20 protein-coding genes and 1 pseudogene are annotated in these 21,593 nt (G+C 72.7%); 13 read left to right on the top strand and 8 right to left on the bottom strand.

Features of this window, described 5'->3' with window-relative positions; all coding sequences use genetic code 11:
- Nucleotides 1–44: 44 nt before the first annotated feature.
- The 3 genes from KIK05_RS24155 to KIK05_RS24165 form a co-directional block, all read right to left on the bottom strand.
- Nucleotides 45–785, bottom strand: coding sequence for an ABC transporter ATP-binding protein (locus KIK05_RS24155; protein WP_308250085.1), 741 nt, complete (start codon nt 783–785; stop codon nt 45–47).
- A complete protein-coding gene (locus KIK05_RS24160; RefSeq protein WP_214413088.1) occupies nt 782–3,445 on the bottom strand; it encodes an ABC transporter permease subunit in 2,664 nt (887 codons plus the stop codon). Before KIK05_RS24160 ends, KIK05_RS24155 begins: the two co-directional genes overlap by 4 nt.
- A gap of 85 nt (nt 3,446–3,530) precedes the next feature.
- Nucleotides 3,531–4,781, bottom strand: a complete 1,251-nt coding sequence (locus tag KIK05_RS24165; protein ID WP_214413089.1) for an ABC transporter substrate-binding protein — start codon at nt 4,779–4,781, stop codon at nt 3,531–3,533.
- Nucleotides 4,782–4,969: 188 nt separating this feature from the next.
- Between KIK05_RS24165 and KIK05_RS24170 the strand changes: the two genes are divergently transcribed.
- The 6 genes from KIK05_RS24170 (at nt 4,970) to KIK05_RS24195 (ending at nt 8,727) form a co-directional block, all read left to right on the top strand.
- Nucleotides 4,970–6,073 carry an alcohol dehydrogenase catalytic domain-containing protein gene (locus KIK05_RS24170; protein WP_214413090.1) on the top strand — a complete coding sequence of 368 codons (1,104 nt, stop codon included), beginning with the start codon at nt 4,970–4,972 and terminating at the stop codon, nt 6,071–6,073.
- A 153-nt stretch (nt 6,074–6,226) separates the two neighbouring features.
- Nucleotides 6,227–6,922, top strand: coding sequence for a hypothetical protein (locus KIK05_RS24175; protein ID WP_214413091.1), 696 nt, complete (start codon nt 6,227–6,229; stop codon nt 6,920–6,922).
- Nucleotides 6,919–7,446, top strand: coding sequence for a hypothetical protein (locus tag KIK05_RS24180; RefSeq protein ID WP_214413092.1), 528 nt, complete (start codon nt 6,919–6,921; stop codon nt 7,444–7,446). Before KIK05_RS24175 ends, KIK05_RS24180 begins: the two co-directional genes overlap by 4 nt.
- Nucleotides 7,436–7,984, top strand: a complete 549-nt coding sequence (locus KIK05_RS24185; RefSeq protein ID WP_214413093.1) for a hypothetical protein — start codon at nt 7,436–7,438, stop codon at nt 7,982–7,984. The genes KIK05_RS24180 and KIK05_RS24185 overlap by 11 nt, the downstream gene beginning before the upstream one ends.
- Entirely contained in the window at nt 7,981–8,139 is a 159-nt protein-coding gene (locus KIK05_RS24190) for a hypothetical protein (protein ID WP_214413094.1), read from the top strand. The genes KIK05_RS24185 and KIK05_RS24190 overlap by 4 nt, the downstream gene beginning before the upstream one ends.
- 105 nt (nt 8,140–8,244) lie before the next feature.
- A complete protein-coding gene (locus KIK05_RS24195) occupies nt 8,245–8,727 on the top strand; it encodes a hypothetical protein (protein WP_214413095.1) in 483 nt (160 codons plus the stop codon).
- Nucleotides 8,728–8,808: 81 nt separating this feature from the next.
- Here KIK05_RS24195 and KIK05_RS24200 read toward each other — a convergent pair whose 3' ends face one another.
- Nucleotides 8,809–11,049, bottom strand: coding sequence for an MMPL family transporter (locus tag KIK05_RS24200; RefSeq protein ID WP_214413096.1), 2,241 nt, complete (start codon nt 11,047–11,049; stop codon nt 8,809–8,811).
- Nucleotides 11,050–11,184: 135 nt separating this feature from the next.
- Between KIK05_RS24200 and KIK05_RS24205 the strand changes: the two genes are divergently transcribed.
- Nucleotides 11,185–11,751 carry a TetR/AcrR family transcriptional regulator gene (locus tag KIK05_RS24205; protein ID WP_214413097.1) on the top strand — a complete coding sequence of 189 codons (567 nt, stop codon included), beginning with the start codon at nt 11,185–11,187 and terminating at the stop codon, nt 11,749–11,751.
- A 3-nt stretch (nt 11,752–11,754) separates the two neighbouring features.
- Nucleotides 11,755–14,463, top strand: a complete 2,709-nt coding sequence (locus KIK05_RS24210) for a LuxR C-terminal-related transcriptional regulator (protein WP_214413098.1) — start codon at nt 11,755–11,757, stop codon at nt 14,461–14,463.
- A 101-nt stretch (nt 14,464–14,564) separates the two neighbouring features.
- On the opposite strand, the gene KIK05_RS48275 is transcribed toward KIK05_RS24210, so the two are convergent.
- Complete coding sequence (locus KIK05_RS48275; protein ID WP_284681417.1) at nt 14,565–14,690, bottom strand: hypothetical protein; 126 nt, start codon at nt 14,688–14,690, stop codon at nt 14,565–14,567.
- 43 nt (nt 14,691–14,733) lie between these two features.
- Between KIK05_RS48275 and KIK05_RS24215 the strand changes: the two genes are divergently transcribed.
- From KIK05_RS24215 to KIK05_RS24225, 3 genes and pseudogenes are all read left to right on the top strand, one after another.
- Complete coding sequence (locus KIK05_RS24215; protein ID WP_214413099.1) at nt 14,734–15,579, top strand: alpha/beta fold hydrolase; 846 nt, start codon at nt 14,734–14,736, stop codon at nt 15,577–15,579.
- 77 nt (nt 15,580–15,656) lie between these two features.
- Nucleotides 15,657–16,355: pseudogene (locus KIK05_RS24220) on the top strand (IS110 family transposase); the annotation flags it as partial.
- A 97-nt stretch (nt 16,356–16,452) separates the two neighbouring features.
- Nucleotides 16,453–17,286 (top strand): hypothetical protein, encoded by an 834-nt coding sequence (locus KIK05_RS24225; RefSeq protein WP_214413100.1) that lies wholly within the window; start codon nt 16,453–16,455, stop codon nt 17,284–17,286.
- Nucleotides 17,287–17,420: 134 nt separating this feature from the next.
- On the opposite strand, the gene KIK05_RS24230 is transcribed toward KIK05_RS24225, so the two are convergent.
- The gene (locus tag KIK05_RS24230) at nt 17,421–17,990 is read right to left on the bottom strand and encodes a TetR/AcrR family transcriptional regulator (RefSeq protein WP_214413101.1); all 570 of its coding nucleotides are present in this window, start codon (nt 17,988–17,990) and stop codon (nt 17,421–17,423) included.
- A gap of 69 nt (nt 17,991–18,059) precedes the next feature.
- Between KIK05_RS24230 and KIK05_RS24235 the strand changes: the two genes are divergently transcribed.
- Nucleotides 18,060–19,229: an FAD-dependent monooxygenase gene (locus tag KIK05_RS24235; RefSeq protein ID WP_214413102.1), complete on the top strand. Its 1,170-nt coding sequence runs from the start codon at nt 18,060–18,062 to the stop codon at nt 19,227–19,229.
- A 42-nt stretch (nt 19,230–19,271) separates the two neighbouring features.
- On the opposite strand, the gene KIK05_RS24240 is transcribed toward KIK05_RS24235, so the two are convergent.
- Nucleotides 19,272–19,985, bottom strand: coding sequence for a TetR/AcrR family transcriptional regulator (locus tag KIK05_RS24240; RefSeq protein WP_214413103.1), 714 nt, complete (start codon nt 19,983–19,985; stop codon nt 19,272–19,274).
- 118 nt (nt 19,986–20,103) lie between these two features.
- Between KIK05_RS24240 and KIK05_RS24245 the strand changes: the two genes are divergently transcribed.
- The gene (locus tag KIK05_RS24245; RefSeq protein ID WP_214413104.1) at nt 20,104–21,003 is read left to right on the top strand and encodes an NmrA/HSCARG family protein; all 900 of its coding nucleotides are present in this window, start codon (nt 20,104–20,106) and stop codon (nt 21,001–21,003) included.
- A 120-nt stretch (nt 21,004–21,123) separates the two neighbouring features.
- Here KIK05_RS24245 and KIK05_RS24250 read toward each other — a convergent pair whose 3' ends face one another.
- Nucleotides 21,124–21,573, bottom strand: coding sequence for a helix-turn-helix domain-containing protein (locus KIK05_RS24250; protein WP_250563330.1), 450 nt, complete (start codon nt 21,571–21,573; stop codon nt 21,124–21,126).
- Nucleotides 21,574–21,593: the final 20 nt, after the last annotated feature.

Raw genomic sequence — 21,593 nt, forward strand, 5'->3', positions numbered from 1 at the left:
ACCACTCCCGCGACGCGGCGACCCCGCCGTGGACGGCGGAGCTCTCACCCCAGGTACGCCGCCCGCACGGCGGGGTCGCCGCGTATCTCGGCCGGCGTGCCGGTGGCGATCACCTTGCCGAGGTTCAGCACGATCAGCCGGTCACAGGTCTCCATGACGAACCCCATGTCGTGTTCCACCAGCAGCACAGTGGTGTCCAGGGCGGCGACGACCTCCTTCAGCCGAGCGGTCTGGCCGGCGTCCAGGCCGGAGGTGGGCTCGTCCAGCAGGAGCAGGGACGGCCGGTCGGCGATCGCCCGCGCCAGCTCCACCAGCCGCCGCCCGCCGACCGGCAGCGCGGCCGCGTAGGCGTCACGCAGGGCGGAGAGCCCGCACAGCTCGAGCACCTCGTCCACGCGCTCGCGCCTGCGCCGCTCCCGGGCCCGCCGCCCCGGCCAGGCGGTGAGGTCGGCGAGCAGGCCGCCCCCGCCGCCGCGCCACTCCATGGCGGCCAGGACGTTGTCGGCCACCGTGAGCCTGCCGAACACCTGGGTCCGCTGGAACGTCCGGCGGACCCCGGCGCGGGCCCGGCGCACGGCGGGGACGGCGGTCACGTCCCGGCCGCCCACCCGCACCGAGCCGGCGCCGGGCCGCCGCAGGCCCGAGACGACGTCGAACAGCGTGGTCTTGCCCGCGCCGTTCGGCCCGATGACGCCGCAGACCTGCCCCTCCGGGACCGTGAACGACACCTCGCTGAGCGCCCTGACTCCCCCGAACGACACCGAGACGTCCTCTACGGCGATCACGAGACCCCCAGGTAGGCGGCGGTGAGGCGTTCGGGGTCGACCTCCGCGCGCGGGCCGGTCCAGGTGATGCGGCCCAAGCGCATGAACGCCACCCGGTCGGCGACGCGCAGCGTCTCGGTGGCCTTCTCCTCCACCAGCAGCAGCGCCACTCCCCTCTGCCTGAGCTCGGCGAAGACCTCGAAGATCTGGTCGACGACGAGCGGGGCGAGGCCGAGCGACGGCTCGTCGGCGATCAGGACCCGGGGCGGCCTGACGAGGGCGGGGGCGAGGGTCAGCAGTTGCTGTTCGCCCCCGGACAGGGCGCCGGCCGCGACCGTGCGGCGCGCGGCGAGCTGCGGCAGCCGTTCGTACACCGGGCCGGGGTCGGGGAGCCACGTCCTGAGGTTCTCCTCCACGGTGAGGCCGGGGAACACGCCGCGTCCTTCGGGGGCGAGCAGCACGCCGCGCCGTGCCCGGTGGTGGGCGGGCCAGGCGGTGACGTCGGCGCCGTCCAGCCGCACGGCTCCCGCGGTGACCGGAAGGTCTCCGGCGGCGACGGCGCAGGCGGTGGACTTGCCGGCGCCGTTGGCGCCGAGCAGGGCCACCACCTCGCCCGGCCACACGGCCAGGCTCACGCCCCGCAGCACGGTCACCTCGCCGTACCCCGCGACGACGGACTCCAGCGCGAAGACCGGCGGGCGGTCCCGGCCGGGGGCATGCGGCGCGGCGTCCGGTGCGCCGGCGCGCTCCACGACGGCGGCGCGCCGCGCGGACCCGGCCCGTTCCCGGCGCGCGTGCCGGCGGTGGCGGATGCCGGCCATCTGGGCGAGGACGCCGTCGGGGTGCCGGGCCAGGATCACGCCGCCCGCGCCGAAAAGGATCGACCCGACATGCGCCGACAGCCCGAGGGCGGCCAGGATCTCCGGGAACGCCGCCGCCACGACGCCCGCCAGCACCGCCCCGCCGATGCGGCGGACCCCCTGGAGCACCACCACCGCGATCCACACGAACCCCGCGAACGCCGGAAGGTCGGTGGCGGTCACCGAGCCCTTGAAGACGGCGAACAGCACCCCGCCGAGGCCCGCGACGGCCGACGACAGCGCGAACAGCAGGATCTTCGCCCGGGGCGCGGAGATGCCGCTGGTCGTCGCGGCGGCCGGGGCCGACCGCACGGCGAGGACGGCACGGCCGGACGCCGACCGCTCGAGGTTGCGCACCAGCACCCCGACCACGCCGATCAGCGCCAGCAGCAGCACGACCCGCACGCGCGGATCGGTCGTGTCGGCGAACCCGAAGCCGAGCGCGGGCAGCTGCCATCCGATCGTGCCGTTGCTGAACGCGTCGATCTGGAACAGCACCTGGTCGGCCAGGAGCGCCAGGGCGAGCGTGGCGAGGGTGAGGACGCGCCCGCCGAGCCGCAGCGCGGGCAGCGCCACCAGGACCCCGACGGCGGTGGCGGCGGCCACGCCGGTGAGGATCGCCGCGGCCAGGGGCAGTCCCGACGAGAACGCCCAGCCGCAGGTCAGCGCGGCCATGGCGGCGAACGAGGCCTGGGCCAGGTTCACCATGCCGCCGATGCCGGTCACCACGACGAACGAACAGAAGATCAGCGCCAGCACCAGCCCCTGGGCCGCGATGCCGGCGTAGTAGTCGCCCGCGGTGAACGTCCACGCGAGCAGCGCGACGGTGGCCGTGATCCAGGGGGCGCGCCGCCGCCACACGGGCAGGCCGGCCAGGTGGTCGGGCGGCGGGGCGTCCTCCGCGGACGACCCGGCGACCCGTTCGCGGGAGCGGTTCAGCAGCACGAGCCCGGCGAACAGCAGCAGAACGGGCACGGCCGTGCGCAGGCCGGTGATGTTCTCGGCGAAGTCGGCGTACCCGGCGACGAGGTTCTGCACGACGCCGAGCCCAAGCCCGGCGGCGAACGTCACCGGGATCGAGCTCAGCCGCCCGAAGACGGCGGCGGTCGCCGAGACGAACAACATGACGGTGAAGGCCGTGGAGTCCAGCCCGAGCGTGGGGAGGGCGAGCACGCCGGCGAGACCGGCGAGCGCCGAGCCGAGCATCCAGGCCAGGGCCGAGGCGGCGTCGGCGTCGATGCCGCGCAGCGTGGCCAGGCGCCTGCGGTCGACCGCGGCGCGCATGCGCAGGCCGTACGGCGTGTGGCGCATGAACGCCCGCAGTCCGGCGGCGGCCAGCGCGGCGAAGGCGAAGGTGATGATCTGGTCGGAGTCCAGCGTCACCCCGGCCGCCTCGGCGGTCACCGGAGGGTGGGGGCCGAGGCCGCGCGGCAGGGCGGTGGAGTCGGCGGCGGGCAGCCGGCCGTCCGACAGCTCCACGATCCACAGGCCGAGCGCGGGCAGGGCGATCGTCAGCCCGATGGTGGCGACGATCTGCGCGGTCTCCCCCGCCTGGGCCAGGCCCCGGAACATCGTGCGGTGCAGTGCGTACCCCAGGGCCGGGGCGAACAGCGCGAGCGCGGCGAGCCCGGCGAGCCACGACGGCCAGCCGAAGCCGGCCGTGAGCTCGTAGAAGACGAGCGCGGTCAGGAAGCCGACCGCGCCGTGGGCGAAGTTGAACACCCCGGTCGCCGCGTACGACAGGGTGAGGCCCGACGCCATGACCGCGAAGACGGCGCCGGTGACCAGGCCGCTCAGCACGTATCCGGCGAGCTCCGACATGTCATCCCCCTGGTGTCGCCGACCCGGTGGCCGGGAGCCCGGCTCCCGGCCACCGGTGTCGTGCCGCCGTGAAGTGGCCCGCCGGTCACCTCAGGGGCACGTTGTCGAAGCACTTCATGTTCCTGGCGACCTGGAAGGCGCCGTGGACGAGCCGGACCAGGGCGCCGCAGCCGTTGGGCTCGTCGTGGTCCTTGGGGTAGTCGACGCGGCCGAAGCCGGCGTTCTCGTAGGTGAAGCCGGAGTTGGCGGTCCGCAGGAACTTCGCCCTGGTCACGTCCTTTCCGGTCTTCTCCAGCACCTTGAGGAAGATGTCCGCCGACCAGTAGCCGATGGCGAGGTGCTGCGTCAGCGTCGTACCGGGGGCGATCTTCTCGACGTCGGCCCTGAGCTGGGCGATCTCGGGGGCGGTGGACTCGAAGGGTTCGAACATCGGCGCGGCGACGACCCCCTCCAGCGCCTGGGCGGTGGCCGGGTCCTTGAGGATGGCCGCGTCGTAGCTGGTGGCGTCGGTCAGGTAGCCCTTGTACCCGGCCTTCTTGAGGGCGGAGTAGAGGCCGGTGTTGAACTTGGTCCCGGCGATGATGGAGACGACGACGTCGGGCGGCCGGCCGCCGGCCGACTTCATGATCTTGTTGACGTACGGCAGCCAGTCGGGGGGCGGCGCGGCGGCGGGCAGGCCCGAATTGACGCCGGCGAGCCTGAAGCCGGCCGCCTGGAACGACTGCGAGATGGTGGTGCCGCCGTACTTGCTGCCGCTGGAGTCGGTGGTCTGGACGTAGACGGTCTTCCCCTGGGCGCCGCCGATGAGGTCGGCGAACTGGTGGCCCCACCAGGTCTGGGAGCCGGCGCCGGGCTTGGGGGCGAGGCAGCCGTTGTAGCCGAAGCCGGTGGTGGTCCCGCACCACTGCGGGCCCGTCGCCCAGCCGAACCACGGCACCTTGCTCTGTTCGAGGAAGGCCGCGCCGCCGAAGTTGGGCGCGTGGACGGGGACGACGGCGAAGACTCCGTCCTTCTGCACGAGCTTCTTGGCCGCCGCGTCGCCCTTGGCGGCGTCCTGGTTGTCGTCCTCGGCGCCGACGAACTCGATCCTGCGGCCGTTGACGCCGCCCTGGGCGTTGGCCCGCTCGAACCGGGCCCGGGCCCCGATCTCGGCGTCCTTGGTGGAGTACCCGCTGGCACTGGTCCTGGTCAGCACGGCGCCGACCCTGACGGTGGTGGCGGTGACGCCTTCGCCGCCCGGCGCCGTCCCGCCGCCCGCCTTCTGCTGGGCCGCGCATCCGGCGCATCCCGCCAGAGCGGCCACCACGATGAGCCCTGCGAGCGCCTGCCGTCCCATGTCACTCCTTCGCGCCGTACCCTCACGAGCACCTCACTTGCCCTAGCGCTCGCTTGGTTGCCCGCAGAGTAAGTTCGGCCCGCGACGGTGTCAATGGAAGCCCTGCCCGCCAAGCAATTGCTTGCTTCGATCGGACCGCCTCGCTAGCGTTCGAGGCGGACAGCAGGTGGCAGACGGGAGCCCCGCCCATGTTGATGCGCGCAGCCGTAGTGACCGAGTTCAAGGCCCCCATGCAGGTCCGGGAGATCGAGATCGCCGACCCCGGCCCCGGCGAGGTGCGCGTCAGGATCGCCGCGTCCGGGGTGTGCGGCTCCGACATCAAGGCCCTGGACGGCAAGAGCGCCGTCCTGCGCGAACCGCCGTTCGTCCTCGGCCACGAGAGCGCGGGCGTGGTCGAGAGCGTCGGCGCCGGCGTCACCGCCGTCAGGCCCGGCGACCACGTCATCATCGCCATGAACGGCCCCTGCGGGCGCTGCCGCAACTGCGGCGCCGCCCGCTACCACCTGTGCGGCGGGCGCGCCCGCATGGCCGCCATCATGGGCACGATGGCCGACGGCACCACCCGCCTGAGCGTGGACGGCGTCCCGGCCCGCCCGATGATCGGCATCGGCTCGTTCGCGGAGTACGCCGTCGTCAACGAGCCGATGTGCGTGAAGATCGCCAAGGACGCGCCGATGGACGTCATGTGCCTGCTCGCCTGCGGGGTCGTCACCGGCGTCGGCGCGGTGCTCAACGTCGCCCGCGTGCCGCCCGGCTCCAGCGTGCTGGTCGTGGGCTGCGGCGGCGTCGGCCTCAACGTCGTCCAGGGCGCCCTCCTCGCCGGGGCGACCACGATCATCGCCGCCGACGTCGCGGAGAACAAGCTGAAGCTCGCCGAGAGGTTCGGCGCCACCCACACGATCCTGGTCGGCGACCTGCCCGCGCAGGTCCGCGAGATCGTCCGTGGCGGCGTCGACCACGCCTTCGACGTCACCGGCGTGGCGGGCGTCCTCGGCGCCGCGTTCGCCGCCACCCAGCCCGGCGGCACGACCGTCATGGTCGGCAGCCCGCCCCCCGGGAGCACCCTGGACGTGGACGCCTCCCTGCTGTTCGCCTCCCGCCGCCTGATGGGCACCCAGGGCGGCGACGCCGCCCCGCTGCGCGACCTGCCGATGCTCGCCGAGCAGTACCTCCGGGGCCGCCTCGACCTCGACGGCCTGATCAGCGAGCGCCTCCCCCTCGACGAGGTCAACACCGCCGTCGAACACGTCCGCCGGGGCGCCGTCGCCCGCAGCGTCATCGTCTTCGACTGACCTCCTCCCGCCGAAATCGTCACAACATTTCCGCGAGCGCGACCGTCTACCTCTTCGACGGGGGCAACCGCCCTCGTTCGCTCCCACATGGAGGGGACACACGTGGTCGCGACAATCTCCCAAACCGTCCGGCTGTCGGCAGACGGGGCACGCGTGACGGTCGACCTGCCGCCGGAGGCCGGACCTCTGGCCTGGCACGGTCACACGCGGTTCGCCGGGCCCGGACTGGTGCGCAACTTCGGCCTCGCCCCGGCGGGCCACCACCGGGTGATCCCGGACAAGATCTTTCCCGGCGGCCGGGCGGAGACGTACCGCAGGCAGGGCTTCGACCTGCTGCTGTTCGAGTCCGCCGACCGTTCGGACAGCTGCCTGGTCTGGGCCGGGGCCTACAACGAGGCCACGACGTGGTTCAGCGGACCCGCGCCCCGCCGCGTCGTCCTCAACAGGCTCGTCTCCTCGGTGAGTTTCGTGGACGCCCCCGAGGGCGCGAAGCTGACGCCGATGTTCACGCCGGCGATCCAGCAGTACGGCACGATGGTGCTCGGCGTCAGCGACGACCTGATCCTGATGATCAGGGACGCCCGCGCCGCCAAGGACCGGCTGCCCACCTGGCAGGGCGCGCCGCAGGGCGACGCCGAGGTGTGGAAGGAACAACTGGACCTCGACCCGGAGCAGCAGAAAGCGCTTGCCGGGACCCCGTTCGAGTGGCGCTACACCTTCGCCAACCCCACCAGCGTCTTCACGCTGGTCTTCCCCAGGAGCCCCGGCGCGGCGAGCCTGCGGAGCACGGCGGAGAACGACCGCGTCGACGCCGTCATGTCGAACGTCAAGGTGGCGTGGAGCGCATGAGCCTCGCCACCTCGCTCGCGCTGCTCGCCCTGCTGGTCGCGGTGTTCGCGGTGCTGGCCGTCGGGGCCGTGTACATCCGGGTCCGACGGCTGGAGGCGACGGCGCTCACGCCGGGGAGCGCCCGGCTGGCCGACGAACCCCGCCTCGTGCCCGGCGCCCTCGCGCCCGAGCCGGGGCAGCGGGCCGCCCTGGTCGTGCTCCTGGACGGCACCTGCGCCATCTGCCACGCCCTCTGGGACGCCGTCACGGCCGCCCATCTGCCGCAGGTCAGGGTCCTCGGCCTGCTCCCGGACGAGACGGCGGCCGGGACGTTCGAGGGCGGGACGGTGCTCGCCGACCCCGGTCTGTGGAGCTCGCTCTACGAGGGGTACACCCCCTGCCTCTATGTGATCGACACCTCCGGCGCCCTCACCGACCGGCGCTTCGTCTACGGCGACACCGACGTTCCCGCGCTCCTGGCCGAGCTCGTGCCGGCCGCGCCCGAACCGGCCGCCTCCAGCCAAGGGAGTGCTCATGCTTCTTGACTCGATCCCCAGCATGGACCGGCCGCCCGCCGGGGCGGCGCCGAGCCGCGTGCGCGAGCTGATCACCGTGATGCCGGTGTCGCGCCGCGGCCTGCTGAAGGGGCTGGCGATCTCGGCGATGACCGCCGCCCTCGTGCCGTTCGACTGGTTCGTCTCCCGCCGCGCCGCGCACGCCGTGGGCCCGACGTCGGAGTGGACCGGCGCCGACTGCAAGGACTCCTACCCCGGCGGGTACGAGCAGGAGCGCGCCAACTGGTGGGCCGGCCCGGCGGTGTGCTACGGCGGCTGGCGGATCGGCTCCTACCCGTGCAACACCAACAACCGCCACTTCGAGGGCGAGCGCGTGCACAAGAACGGCGAGGAGGTGTACAAGGCCTACCGCATCGACACCGCCTGCGGCGAGGGCGACAAGACGCGCAACGCCTGGCGGTGGACCTACGGAGGCGGCGTCTACCGCTGTTCGGACGCGTGGACCAAGGTGACGTGGGCCGACGGCACCTACCACAGCGATCTCACCGTCGCGATGTGCAAGCTGTGACCACCCGTCTTCGCCGGTCGGCCCTCCACCCCCTGGTCGTCGCCGTCCCGATCGTGTTCGGGCCGGCCCTGCCCTGGGCGGCCGGAGGGCCGGCCGTGGTCCTGTTCCTGTGGGCGGGCCTGATCGCCGGGTACGCCAACTCCGGCAGCACTTGAAGCCACAACTCGGCGTTCCTGCTGAGCGCGTCGGTCTGGCGCGGTTCTGGTGCTCTGGCCTTCTTCGGAGTCGGCCTTCTGCTCGGTGCGTGGTGTGTCGCGGTCGTGGGCGCGGTCCTCGGCGGCGTGGTCCAGGCCCTGGCGCCCTGGCCCGTGCGCCTGGCGCTGCTCGGCCCGCTCGCCGCGGTGGTCCTGCTGCGCGAGACCGGGATGATCTCGCTGCGGGTCCCGGAGAACCGGCGGCTGGTCCCCGAGCACGTCCTCAACCGGGGGCGTGTCCTCGGCGGCGTCCAGTTCGGCTTCGAGATGGGGACGGGCATGCGCACCTACTCCCCGTCCTCGCTCCCCCACCTGGTGCTGGCCGCGCTCCTGCTGGCCGTCCCCTGGACGGGAGCCCTGGCGGCCGGCGCCGGTTTCGCCGCGGCCCGCTGGATCATGGCGGCGGCGAGCATCGCCCACAGCGACGACGGCTCCTGGACGACGCTGTGGCGGGCCAACTCCCGCCTCCTGGCCACGGCCACGGCCGTCGCGGCGATCGCCTCCCTGGCGGCCGGCCTGGCGATGGAGTACGGCCTGCCGTACGGGTGAGCGGCCCGGCCGCGGTGCCGGTTCCCGAAGGGGTCACGGCCGGGTGCTCGGGTGGCACCCGGCCGTGGACGTACGGCGCGGTCAGCTCGCCGCGGTGCCGACCAGTTGCTTGTCGTGTTCCGACGCCGCCGGCTCGTCGTCGTCGGCGTGGTCGGCGATGGAGAGGTTGGGCAGGAGACGGTCGAGCCAGGCCGGGCACCACCAGTTGGCCCGGCCGAGCAGCACCATCGTGGCCGGGACGAGCAGGCCGCGGATGATCGTCGCGTCCACCGCGATCGCGACCGCGAGCCCGACGCCGAACACCTTCACCAGCGGGTCGGGGTAGGCGATGAAGGCGACGAACACCACGACCATGATGAGCGCGGCCGAGGTGATGACGCGCCCGGTCGCGCCCAGTCCGTCGGCGACCGCCCGCCGGTTGTCACCGGAGCGCAGGTAGGCCTGGCGGACCGACGTCAGCAGGAAGACCTCGTAGTCCATCGACAGCCCGAACAGCACCGCGAACAGCATCAGCGGCACGTAGGAGTCGATCGGCACGCTGAAGAAGATCGTCGACAGGTAGGAGCCGTCCATGGACACCGGCGGGTCCATGCCCACCAGGCGGCTGCCGAGCCCGTAGGAGAACACCAGCGCCAGCGCGCCGAACGCCGCGCCGAGGGAGATGAGGTTCATCAGGGCCGCCTTGAGCGCCACCACCGGAGCGCGGAACGCCAGCAGCAGGAGCAGCGCGCTGAGCAGCACGACGACGGCGATGACGGGTGGTGTGCGGTCGGCGATGCGGTCGCTCGCGTCGGTCAGGCCCGCGACCTGGCCGCCCACGTGCAGCTGCACGCCGGGCACGTGCATGCCGCGGATCGCCCGAACCACGTCGCCGGCGCGGGGATCGCTCGGCCGGTAGTCGGACACCACCTGGACCAGCACGGACATCCCCGAGATGTTGATCTTCGCGGGGGCGACGTGCGCGACGCCGGAGGTGTGCTCCAGCCGGTTCTTCAGATCCTTCACCACGGGCGCGTCGGCCGAGGCGACCTTGGTGTCGAGCTCGCCGACCACGATCATCGCGCCGTTGCTGCCGGGCCCGAACCCGGCCTCCATCAGCTCGTACGCCCGCCGCGACGCCTGCCCGCGGTCGCCGTACCCGTCGTCGAGGGGGCCGAGCTTGAGCGCGAGCGCCGGGGCGGCGAGCGCGCCGATGACCAGCAGGGAGGCCAGCAGTACCCGCCACGGGCGGCCCGCGACCCAGTTCCCGAGCCCTGCCCAGCCGCTCCCGGAGTCGCCCGAGCCGCGCACCCGTCCGACCAGCGGCAGGCGCAGCGCGTTGATCCGGTGGCCGAGGAGGCCGAGCAGCGCGGGCACCAGGGTGAGGGAGGTGAGCACGGCGCACACGACCGAGATGCCGGTGACCCAGCCGAGCGTGCGCAGCATGGGGAATCCGGCCAGCATCAGCGCGCTGAGCGCGATGACGACGGTGCCGCCGGCGAACAGGACCGCGCCGCCCGAACCGGTCGCCGTACGGCGGATCGACTCGTGGACGGGCACGCCGTCGGCGAGCAGTTTGCGGTGCCGCGACAGCAGGAACAGGGCGTAGTCGATGCCGACACCGAGGCCGATCATCGAGGACATGACGCCGGCCTGCTTGGGGACGTCCACGAGGTGGCCGAGCAGGCCGATCACACCGAGGCCCACTCCGAGGCTGATGACCGCGGTGAAGATGGGGACGAGCGCGGCGACGAGCGTGCCGAAGGCGAACAGCAGCACGAGCAGGGCGCACGCCACGCCGATGATCTCGCTGGCCCCGGTCTTGATCTCCTTGTCGGCGGGGTTGCCGCTGCCGGCGGGAACGACCTCGACGCCGACCCGCCGCACCGGCTCGGCGGCCGCCGAGAGCTGCTGGGTGGTCTCGGTGAGCTTGCTGTGGTCGTTGCCCGACAACCGGACGGCGATGACGCCGATCTGGAGGCTGGAGGAAAGGCCGCCCACGCGATAGGGCGTGTCCACCTGGACGACGTGCGGCACCTTGCGAATCTCGGCGACGGCGTCCTCGACGGCGTGTTTCCGCGCGGTGGCGAGAAGCGATCCGTCCTTCGAATAAAGGACGAGCTGAACGCTGCCGCCGGGGTCGTATCCGGGACCGAAACCGTGGCGCATGAGATCGTGCGCCCGCTGGGCGTCGGTGCCGGGAATAGAGACGTCGCTGCTCACGGGGCGGCCGAACACCAGTGTGCCCGCCGTGAGGGCGGCCGCGAGCATGAGCCAGGCGGCGAGCACGATACGCCCGTGCCGTGCGCACCACTCGCCCAGTCGACCCAGGAAGCTAGCCATCGGTGACCGTCCAAGACACTATTGAGGAATTGGAAACATTGCTGCGACGCTCGTTCTGTACGGCCGTTCAGGACGTACGTTTAAAGCTTAGGCGCGAATATCCTTGAACGCTCGACCGCGCTGAGAAGTGAGACGATGACCACATTGGACCGGGGCAACGACACCCGCAGCCGCATCCTCGCGGCCGCCTGCGAGCTGTTCGCGGAACGGGGGTACGCCGCCACCTCTCTGGCCGACATCGCCGCCAGGGTCGGCCTGACCAAGACCGCCGTTGCCTACCACTTCCACCCGAAGGACCGCCTGGCCGCGGAGCTCATCGCGCCGGCGGCCGACGACCTCATCGCCCTGCTCGGCCGCGACTTCGGCCCCGATCCGCGCAGCTTCATCGAGCCGCTGACCGACTTCGTGGTCCGGCACCGCGCCGTCATCGGGCTCCTCATGGAGGACATCGGCGGCGCCGACGGCGCCCCTCCCGGTTCCCCCGGCGAGACGATCCGGGCCTTCCGCGACGAGATCTACGCCAAGCTGGCCGGCCCGTCCCCCGACGACGCCTCGCGCGTGCGGGCGTGGGCCGTCATGGGCTCGCTGTACTTCGCCGTCGTGAAGACCATGGACCTGCCCCAGGAGTCCGTGTACGACATGCTGCTCACCGCGGCCCTCGCCGTCCACGACGCGTCCTTATCCACCGGCCGGGGACGGTGACCGGTGCGGGAGCGGGGCGAACGCGGCGACGGCTCCCATCCGGCCACCCGCTCCGGGAGCCCACCACGTCCCCCTGACACCGAGGCCGGGACCTCGGTGTCGGAGAGCCGGCCGGCGCTGCTGCGGCGGCTGGAGTCGGCCCTGCTCCGCCCTCCCGTGACCCTGCTGATCCACGGCGAGGCCGGCATCGGCAAGACCCACCTGCTCGCCCGGACCGAGGCACTGGCCAAGGACATGGGCTACCGCGTGCTCCACGGCCAGGCCCGCGACTTCGGCAGCGGTCTCGCCTACGCCTCCCTCGCCGACGCGCTCGGCCCCCTCCACTCGGTCCCCGCCGCGCGTGAGCCGCTGAAGGACCTGCTGTGCGCCATCGACGAGGCCGCGCTCGGCGCCACCGGCTCGGCCCCCGCCGTCCGCACCGCCAACCTGCTCGAACGGCTGCCCGGACGTACCTTTCTCGCCATCGACGACCTGCACCTGGCCGACGCCGACACCCTCGGCGTCCTGTCGTACCTCCCCCGCCGCGTCCGCGACCTCGCCGTGGCCGGTACGGCGCGGCGGCTGCCCGCGATGGACGCCGACCTGGTCGTCCGCCTCAGCCCCCTGTCGCTGGACGAGGTCACCGCGCTGGTCACCGCCGTGCTGGGCCGCACACCCAGCGAACCGGTCGTGCGGCGCGTCCACGAGGAGAGCCGGGGCAACCCGTGGTTCGTCCGCGAGGCGGTGCTGACCCTCGTGCAGGGCGGTGCCGTGCAGTCCACCTACCCCGGGCCGCGCCGGGGCGCCATCCTCAGCCGCCTGTTCCAGCGCGACCGCGGCGGGCGGGACCTCGCCCGGGTGCTGGCGGCGCTGCGCCGTACCCGTCCCGCGCGGACCGGTGACCTCCCGGCGCTCGCCGAGGTGGCCGGGCTCGACCCGGGACAGGCCGAGCGCGCGTTCGACGGGCTGGTGCGCGACGGCCTCGTCGTGGCGACCTCCGACGACACCTACGAGTTCGCGCACCCGCTGGTCGCCGACGCCCTGTACGCCGACCTCGGCCCCGCCGAGCGGCGGCGCGTGCACGCGCGCATCGCCGAACTGCTGCGACGGCGGGGCCTGACCGGCACGCGCCGGGTCTTGGAGTGGGCGACCCACGTCGCCGAGGGCGGGACGAACGCCGAGGCGCTGGCCGCCGTCCTGCGCGCCGCCGAGGCCACCCGCTGGACGGCTCCCCTGTCGGCCGGCCACTGGTACGGCCGGGCGGCCGAGCTCGCCGCGCCGGAGGAGCGCGGCGTGCTGCTCGCCCGGCAGGCGCTGTCGTACTGGAAGGGGTCACGCCCGATGGAGGCGCTGCGCGCCGGACGGGCCGCCCTCGCCGTACTCCCACCGGGACGGCGGCACACCCGCACCGCGCAGACCATGGTGAACGCGGCCCGGGCCATGGGACGGTACCGCGAGGCGGTGTCGATCGCCGAGGAGCGACTCCCCCACGCCGACGACCGTACCGCCCTGCTCGCCCAGCAGGCCGTCTGCGCCACACAGCTCGGGCTGGACTCGGCGCGGCCGGCGGCGGAGGCCTGGAAGGCGCTGCCGGGATGCCCGCCCGAGGACCTGGTGATCGCCCTCACCGGGCTGGCCGGGAACGCGATCATCAACGGCAGGTGGGAGGAAACCGAGCGCGCGCTGTCCGCCCTGCTGTCGGCCTCGGCCGCGCTGCCGCCCGCCGCGCGGCTGGCGTCCCTGGAGTCGGCGGCCCACCTGCTGGCCAGTGGGGGCGCCCGCACCCGCGCCCTCGACCTGCTCTCACAGGCCGAGCAGATCTACCGGGGGCTGGGCTGGCACAACATCGCCGGACAGCACGTCCGCACGATGGCGGTGGTGCGGCGCCTCGGCGGCGAGTGGGACCACGCCCTGCGCGACATCCGTTCCGACGCGGTCACGCTGGGCGACGCGGGACTGGTGGAGAACGTCGCACTGCTGCGGAACATCGAGATCGACATCCTGCTCGACCAGGGGAGATACGCCGAGGCGGAGCGCCTTTTCGCCGATCCGCCGCCGGACTGCGTCCTGCAGGTGTCGCTGCGGGCGATGTTCCGCGCCAGGCACGCGTTCGGCCTCGGCGACCGTACGACGGCCGCCCGCCTGCTGGACGAGGCGGCCGGCGGACCGCCCGACGTGGTGTACCGGGTGCTCGCCATCCGGGCCCACATGTACGGCACCGCCGGGGAGCCGGCCGCGGCGCGGGCCGCGGCGGAGGCGCTGCGGGACGTCGCCCGCACCGGCGTGCCGCGGGCGCGGCTCATCTCCGAGCTGACGTCGGCCGGCGCCTTCAGGAGCGCGGATCGGGCCGAGGCGGCGCTGGAGCTGGCGCGTGCGGACGGCCAGCGGTTCGAGGAGGGACGGGCGCGGCTCGTCCTCGGCACCCTCGGCGACGGCGCCCAGCTGGTCCGTGCCCACGCCATCTTCGCCGACCTCGGCGCGGCCCCCTGGCGCGACCGCGCCGCCCACCACCTGAAGGCCGCCGGCCTGGCCCCCTCCCCGACGGCCGCCCTGACCCCGGCCGAACGCCGCGTCATCGAACTGGTCGCCGGCGGCCTGTCCAACCCCCAGATCGCCGAGGAACTCCACTACAGCCGCAAAACGGTCGAGGTCTATCTGACCCGCGTCTACGCCAAGACCGGCCTCCGCTCCCGCGTCGAACTCGCCCTCGCCTACGAACGCGGCGAGGTGTGACACCGGTTCCGGCCGCCGGGGTCAGGAGGCGGTCGAAGGGGGACGGGAGAAGGTCCTGACGTCCGCGGTACGGCAGAGCGAGGCGACCGTCCTTGCCGCGGTCATCGACCAGTGGCCGTGACCTGGTCGGAGGGCGACTCGTCCGCCAGCCGGTTGTTGCGGTCGATCTCCGGCATGTGCGTCTCGGCCCAGGCCCGCAAGGCGGAGAGCGGTCTTTCGAGGGACAAGCCGAGCTTGGTAACCATCCCTCACCACCAATGGAGTCCCGGCATGCCCGAACTGCGACGCGTCCCCGTCAACGGTGTCGAACTGAACGTCGCCCTCGCCGGATCCGGCCCGGCCGTCCTGCTGCTGCACGGCTTCCCGCACACCTGGGAGCTGTGGACGGATGTCATGGCCGATCTGTCCGGCCGCTACCGCGTCATAGCGCCGGACCTGCGCGGGTTCGGCGCGAGCAGCCGGGCCGTCTCCGGATACGACGCGGGCACCCTGGCCGAGGACGCCGCGGCGCTTCTCACCACGCTCGGCGTGTCCTCGGCCGCGGTGGTGGGCATCGACGCGGGCACCGCGCCGGCCTTCCTCCTCGCCCCGCGCCACCCCGGCCTCGTCCGGCGCCTGGTCGTCATGGAGGCACTGCTGGGCAGGCTGCCCGGCGCCGAGGACTTCCTCGCCGACGGGCCGCCGTGGTGGTTCGGCTTCCATTCCGCCGCGCCCGGCCTGGCCGAGACCGTGCTCGAAGGCCACGAGGCCGATTACGTCGACTGGTTTCTGCGCACCGGCACGCTCGGCGAGGGGGTGCGCCCCGCCATCCGGGACGCCTTCGTCCGCGCGTACACCGGCCGGCAGGCGTTGAGCCGCGCGTTCTCGTACTACCGGGCCCTTCCCGAGAGCGCGGTGCAGATCGAGCGGGCGGTCACCACTGCCCGCCTGACGGTACCGACGATGGCCCTGGGCGCCCGGCCTGTCGGTGCCGCGCTGGAACGCCAGCTCCGCCCGGTCACCGACGATCTGACCGGACACCTCATCGAAGACTGCGGCCACATCATCCCGCTGCACCGGCCGCGCGCCCTGCTCACGCTGCTGCGCCCGTTCCTGGCCGGTGCGGCGAGAGCGTGACGGGGGCGGGGGCCGGTCGGCGAGGTCCCCGATCGAGGAGCGCTACGCGGGCTGACGGCGGGGGCGCATGTCGAAGACCGCTGGCCGTGGCCCGTTACCGCGAACGCCACACCGTCGCCCGCGCGAAGTCCGACCACGCCGACGCCATGACTCTGGCGAACATCCTGCGCGTCGACGCCGACCACCACCGGCCCCTACCGGACGACTCCGAGCTGGTGCAGGCGATCGCCGTGCTGGCCCGAGCCCAGCAGGACGCGGTCTGGAGCCGCCAGCAGCCGGCCAACCAGCTCCGGTCGCTGCTGCGCGAGTACTTCCCTGCGGCGTTGAAGGCCTTCCACGTCAAGAACATCGGCCTGACCTCCCGCGAGGCCCGCACCGTCCTTCAAGCCGCGCCGACGCCCGGCGCGGCCGTCAAGCTCACCACCCGCCGGCTGCACGCCCTGCTGCGTGCCTCGGGCCGACAGCGCAACCTTAAGACTTGGGTCGACCGGCTCCAGGCGCTGTTCCACGAAGAACACCTTCGCCGGCTCCCACTGGTCGAGGAAGCGCTCGGCCGCCAGGCCCAGGCCCTACTGTTGCAGCTGGACGCGGCCTGCCGCGCCGCCGACGAGCTCGCCGAGGCCACCAGCGAGGCCTTCCACCAGCACCCCGACGCCGCCATCATCACCAGCTTCCCGGGCCTTGCCGACCTGACGGGCGCCCGCGTGCTCGCCGAACTCGGCGACGACCGTACCCGCTTCGCCGACGCCCGCGCGCTGAAGGCCTCCCGATCCAGCTGGAGGAAGGGCGTGGGAGTCTTGACATATGACAATTGAGTGGTCCCGACAGGAGGTCCTCGAAGCGGTCAGGACACGCTTGCTACGCCCGGGCGGTGTGACGAAGGAGTACTCCGCCGTCGATGTCATGGCAGCGCCCGACGGCATGCTAGTGATTTTCCACTGGCGGCGAGATCCGAACACATACGCCATCAAGGTCGGGTTTCCGATGGCGTCGAGGAGTCCGTGGACCGGCGGTTCGTACACTGGCCTGCCGGTGACCTCGGCGGATGAATGGGCCACAGACTTCGCATCCCGCCTTGCGGAGGAACTCGATACCGGGCTGGTTCGCCGAAGCCGCCGGGTAATCCGAGATGGGTACGTCCTGTTGGACACTCACGATGCCCCAGACGTATGCCCCACCGGGTTCTTCATCAGTTCGGTTCCACTTGACGTGGGGCTCTCCGCCTCGCCGGACGACCTCGAGAGGGCCTATTCCATTCTGGGATCGCCGTCGGCATCGGTTTCTCCGCCTGCGTCCAAGGTCGGCATCTGGCTGGCCCGGGCAGGGATGGATGTCACCACTCCCAGACGACTGATCGTCGAGGCCCGGCTCGCCTGCTGGCTTCAGGCCTACGTCGACAACGCCCGCGGGGAACCCTTTGTCGGTCAGGCAGCCGCGTCTTGGGAGGACGAGCGGCACACCATCGCCCGTCTCGAGGTGGTGCACATCCAGCCCGGCGTCCCATCACAGGTGCGCGACGCGCTGGTGCGTCTTGCGGTCTGCGAGGTAGCCGAGGCCGGCGCCCTACGCGTCGTCACCGCGGTCGACGATCCCGAGTTCCATGGACTGGGGTTCCGGCCCGCGAGCGGTGGCGGCCTTACGCTTCACACCAGGAGCACTGAACCGCCATTGGATCCGTGGCCGGAACCTGATCCAAGGCGAGCTTGACGGCTTAGGCAGATCGGATGTCTCGGCGCTCGGCGGCTCCACGACCACGCGCAGGCGTCCCGGTCCTCGGCGCGGCCCTGTCGTCGCACAGGCCTGCTCCCCCACGAGGGCCGGGACTGTGAACGGCCGGCCCGTCAGGGGCGGGGGCGGAGGCCGTCCAGCAGGACGGTGAGGTAGGCGTCGGCGAGCTCCTCGGACGAGGGCCGGGCGCGGGCGACCGCCAGGGCGGTCTGGCCGATCAGGGTCGTGGTGACGGCGGGGTCGATGTCGGTGCGGACCGTGCCGTCGCGGCGCGCTCCGTCGATCATCTCCTCGACGGCCCGGACGAGGTCGGCGCGCAGGGCCGTGGTGGCCGGCAGGTCCAGGCCGCCCAGCTGGTCGTTGATGGCGTGGTGCGCGGTCTGGAAGGCGATCAGCTCACGGAGGAAGACCCGCAGGGCCCGCGTGGGCGTGGTCTCGGCGAGCAGGTCGCGGGCGCGCCGCACCACTGGTTCCAGCAGGCGGGACACCGCGGCGTCCAGGAGCGCGTCCTTGCCGCCGAAGGCCCGCACAACGGTCCCCGCCCCCAGGCCCGCCTTCTTGGCGATGGCCTCGACGGTCAGGGAGGCGCCCGGCTCGGCCAGCAGGGCGGTGGCCGCGTCCAGGGCGAGCCGGCGGTTGCGCACGGCGTCCGCCCGGCGCTTGGGCCCATCGGAGGTTGACAAATGGAATGCCCCTTCCAAATAATCAACTGGAACGCACATTTCGCTTATCGTAGCGCGAAGGGGCTCCCCATGAACGAGCGGATCCTGATCTCCGGCGCCAGCATCGCCGGCCTGACCCTGGCCCACTGGCTGGCCCGGCACGGCTTCACGCCCACCGTGGTCGAGCGCGCGCCCGCGCCGCGCTCGGGCGGCAACGGGGTGGACGTGCGCGACAACGCAGTCGAGGTGGTCGAGCGGATGGGGATCATGCCGCGCGTCCGCGAGCTCGCCACCGACGTCCAGGGCATGAAGTTCGTCGACGCCGCCGACCGGGCCGTCGCCCGGATCGACACCCAGGACCCGGCCTCCGTCGAGATCATGCGCGGCGACCTGGCGGCCCTGCTGCACGAGGTGACCGACGTGGAGATCCTTTTCGGCGACTCCATCACCGGTATGGAGCAGGACGACGACGGCGTGACGGTCACCTTCGAGCACGCGCCCGCCCGCCGCTTCGACCTGGTCGTCGGGGCCGACGGCATGCACTCCAACGTCCGCCGTCTCGCCTTCGGCCCCGAGGAGCGGTTCGTCCAGTTCAAGGACCACTACTTCGCCTTCGCCGACACCGACGCCTCGCTCGGCGAGGACCGCTGGGTGACGATGTTCAACACGCCGGGCAAGATGACCGGGCTCTACCGCTCCGGCAACCACGCCCAGGCCAAGGCGTACTTCATCTTCCGCTCCGCACAGCTGGAGTACGACCACCGGGACGTCGGCGCCCACAAGCGCCTGGTCAGCGAGGTGTTCGGGGACGACTCGTCCTGGCGGACCCGGGAACTGCTCGACGCGGCCCTCGCCGACCCCGACTTCTACTTCGACGCCCTGGCGCAAGTGCGGATGGGCTCCTGGTCCAACGGCCGCGTCGCGCTCGTCGGCGACGCCGCCTGGTGCGCCTCCCCCGCCTCCGGCGCCGGCGCGGAACTGGCCCTGGTCGGGGCCTATCGCCTCGCCGGCGAGCTCGCCGCCGCGGGCGGCGACCACCGCGTCGCCTTCGCCCGCTACGACGCCGTCCACCGTCCGCTGGTCGACAAGAAGCAGCAGATCGGCGCCAACGTCCGCCTCATGGTGCCCAGGACCGAAGGCGGCCGGTGCCTCCGCGACACCGTCGCCCGCCTGCCGCTGATGAAGGCGATCGGCGCGGTGGAGCGCCGGGTGCAGGCCAGGAACGCCCGCCCGCTGCCGGAGTACACCCCGGCCCGTTAGACGAGGGCGCACGCCCATGGCGGGAGGCCGCTCCCGCCATCGTCACGCCGGTGGAATGCCGAAGTCGGCGCGGTCGGCGTCGACCAGCTCCCCCAGAAGCGTGACGAAGACGTCGGCCAGCTCGCCGACGGTGGCGTCGGAGGCGGGGGAATCGCTCTCGAACGCGCGCCGGACGGTGCGCGCGAGAAGCTCGGCCCGCCGCTCGGGGTCGTCCACCGGCACGGCGCTCTCGGCCCGCAGGAAGCCCTCGAAGGTCGCCTGGTAGGCGTAGCCGACCTCGTCGGCGCTCAGGTCGTCGCGCAGCAGACCGTGCCGGGCGAGCAACCGGAAGTACTCGTTCAGCGTCGCCGCGTGCCGGTCGTCGCGGCCGGTGCCGGGTGAGCCGGTCAGCTTGCCGAGCAGATCGGGGTCACCCAGCAGGAACCCGCGCAGCAGCGGCCGCTTGGCGATCGCCAGGAAGTAGGTCCGCGCGAAGCGGTGCAGCAGGCTCACCCGCGGATCGTCGCGCAGGGCCTGGCGCAGCTCGTCCACCGCGTCGAGCACCTCGCGCGCGAACACCGCGCCGAACAGTTGCTCGCGGGTCTTCCAGTGCAGGTAGACGGTGCCCTTGCCGATGCCGGCCCCGGCGGCCACGTCGTCGATGGTCACCCGCCGGTAGCCATGGCGCAGCAGCAGGTCGGCCGCCACGTCGAGGATCGTCGCGGCCCGTTCGGCCCGCTGCCGGGGATCACGGAGTCGTTCGGACGAGACACTCACACACGGACCTTATGACCAACTGGCGAATAGAGTCAATCCACAACTGCTAGTTGACCAAATCTCAAAAATCGTCATATGTTCATGCCCAGCACAACGACCGCATCACAAGGAGCACTCCATGAACACCACCATCGAGACCCGCGACAGGACCGTCCTGGTCACCGGCGCCACCGGGAACCAGGGCGGCGCCACCGCCCGCCACCTGCTCGCCGCCGGCTGGCACGTCCGCGCCCTGGTCCGGGACGACGCCGCGCCAGCGGCCGTCGCGCTCGCCGCCGCCGGCGCCGAGCTCGTCCGCGGCGACCTGGACGACCGCGCCTCCGTCGAGGCGGCGGCACGCGGCGCCCACGGCGTCTACAGCGTCCAGTCCGCCAACCCGAACGAGCTCGCCCAGGGCATGAACGTCGCCGACGCCGCCAAGGCCGCCGGCGTCCGGCACCTGGTGTACTCGTCGGTCGGCGGCGCCGAGAGCCAGAACGCCTTCTACCTGGAGCGGGGCTGGGGACCGATCGAGAAGTGGCGGATCGAGGAGCACATCCGCGACCTGGACCTCCCCGTGACGATCCTGCGCCCCGCCGGGTTCATGGAGGACTTCACCAGCCCCGCGCGCTTCTTCCAGAACGGCTCGCTCAACGTCCCCTGGCACGACGACCTGGTCATGCAGCTCATCGCCATCGACGACACCGGGGCGTTCGCCGCGCTGGCCTTCGCGAAGCCGGACGAATACCTGGGCAAGGCGATCGAGATCACCGGAGACAGGCTGACCGCCCCGCAGATCGCCGCGAAGCTGAGCGCGGCGGCCGGCCGCCCGATACCGCACACCCAGGTTCCGCTCGACGCCCTGTGGGAGCACGCGCCCGAGGCCGCCAAGGTGTTCACCTGGGCGGACGAACGGTACTTCGACACCGACGTCGTCCCCCTGCGGCAGGCCCACCCCGGCCTCATGGACTTCACCACCTGGCTGGACCGGACGGGCAAGGCCCGCCTCCTGGCCCAGCTGGACTCCCTGCCCGCCTGACCGCCGGCCCGCCCTCCCCCGCCCACGCCCCGGCTCACTCCCCGCGCGGCACTGCCTGCGAGGTGACCGAAGGACACCGAACCGTCCGGCTCGGCCGGACACGGGGCGGGAGGCCGGGGTTCAGCAGCGGCAGCCCGCCGAACCGCTCACGCAGCAGCCGCCGGAGTGGTCCTGCAGGTCGGGCGCGTCCTTCACGATGCGGCGGTAGTCGGGGCAGTGGGTGAAGTCGTCGGCCGTGCATCGCATGAGGTGCTCGATCAGCGCCTTGGACGCCGAGATCTCCCGGAGCCGGTGCTCCAGTTCCGCGTGGTGGCGCTGGAGGAGCGCCTCGCGTTCGGCCCGGCCGGAGACGCCGAGCATCTCCCGGATCTGCTCCAGGCTCATCCCCGCGGCCTTGGCGCGGATGATCGTCAGCACCCGGACGACGTGGTCATCGGTGTAGCGGCGGCGTCCGCTCACCCGAGCGGCCGGCGTGAGCAGCCCCATCGCCTCCCAGTGGCGTAGCACGTGCGGCGCGAGGCCGAACCTCTCGGCCAGCTCTCCGATCCGCAGGTACTCACTTGACTTCATGTTCACATTAACTTGCAGAG

Source organism: Sphaerisporangium fuscum (assembly GCF_018531465.1).
Taxonomy (GTDB): Bacteria; Actinomycetota; Actinomycetes; order Streptosporangiales; family Streptosporangiaceae; genus Sphaerisporangium; species Sphaerisporangium fuscum.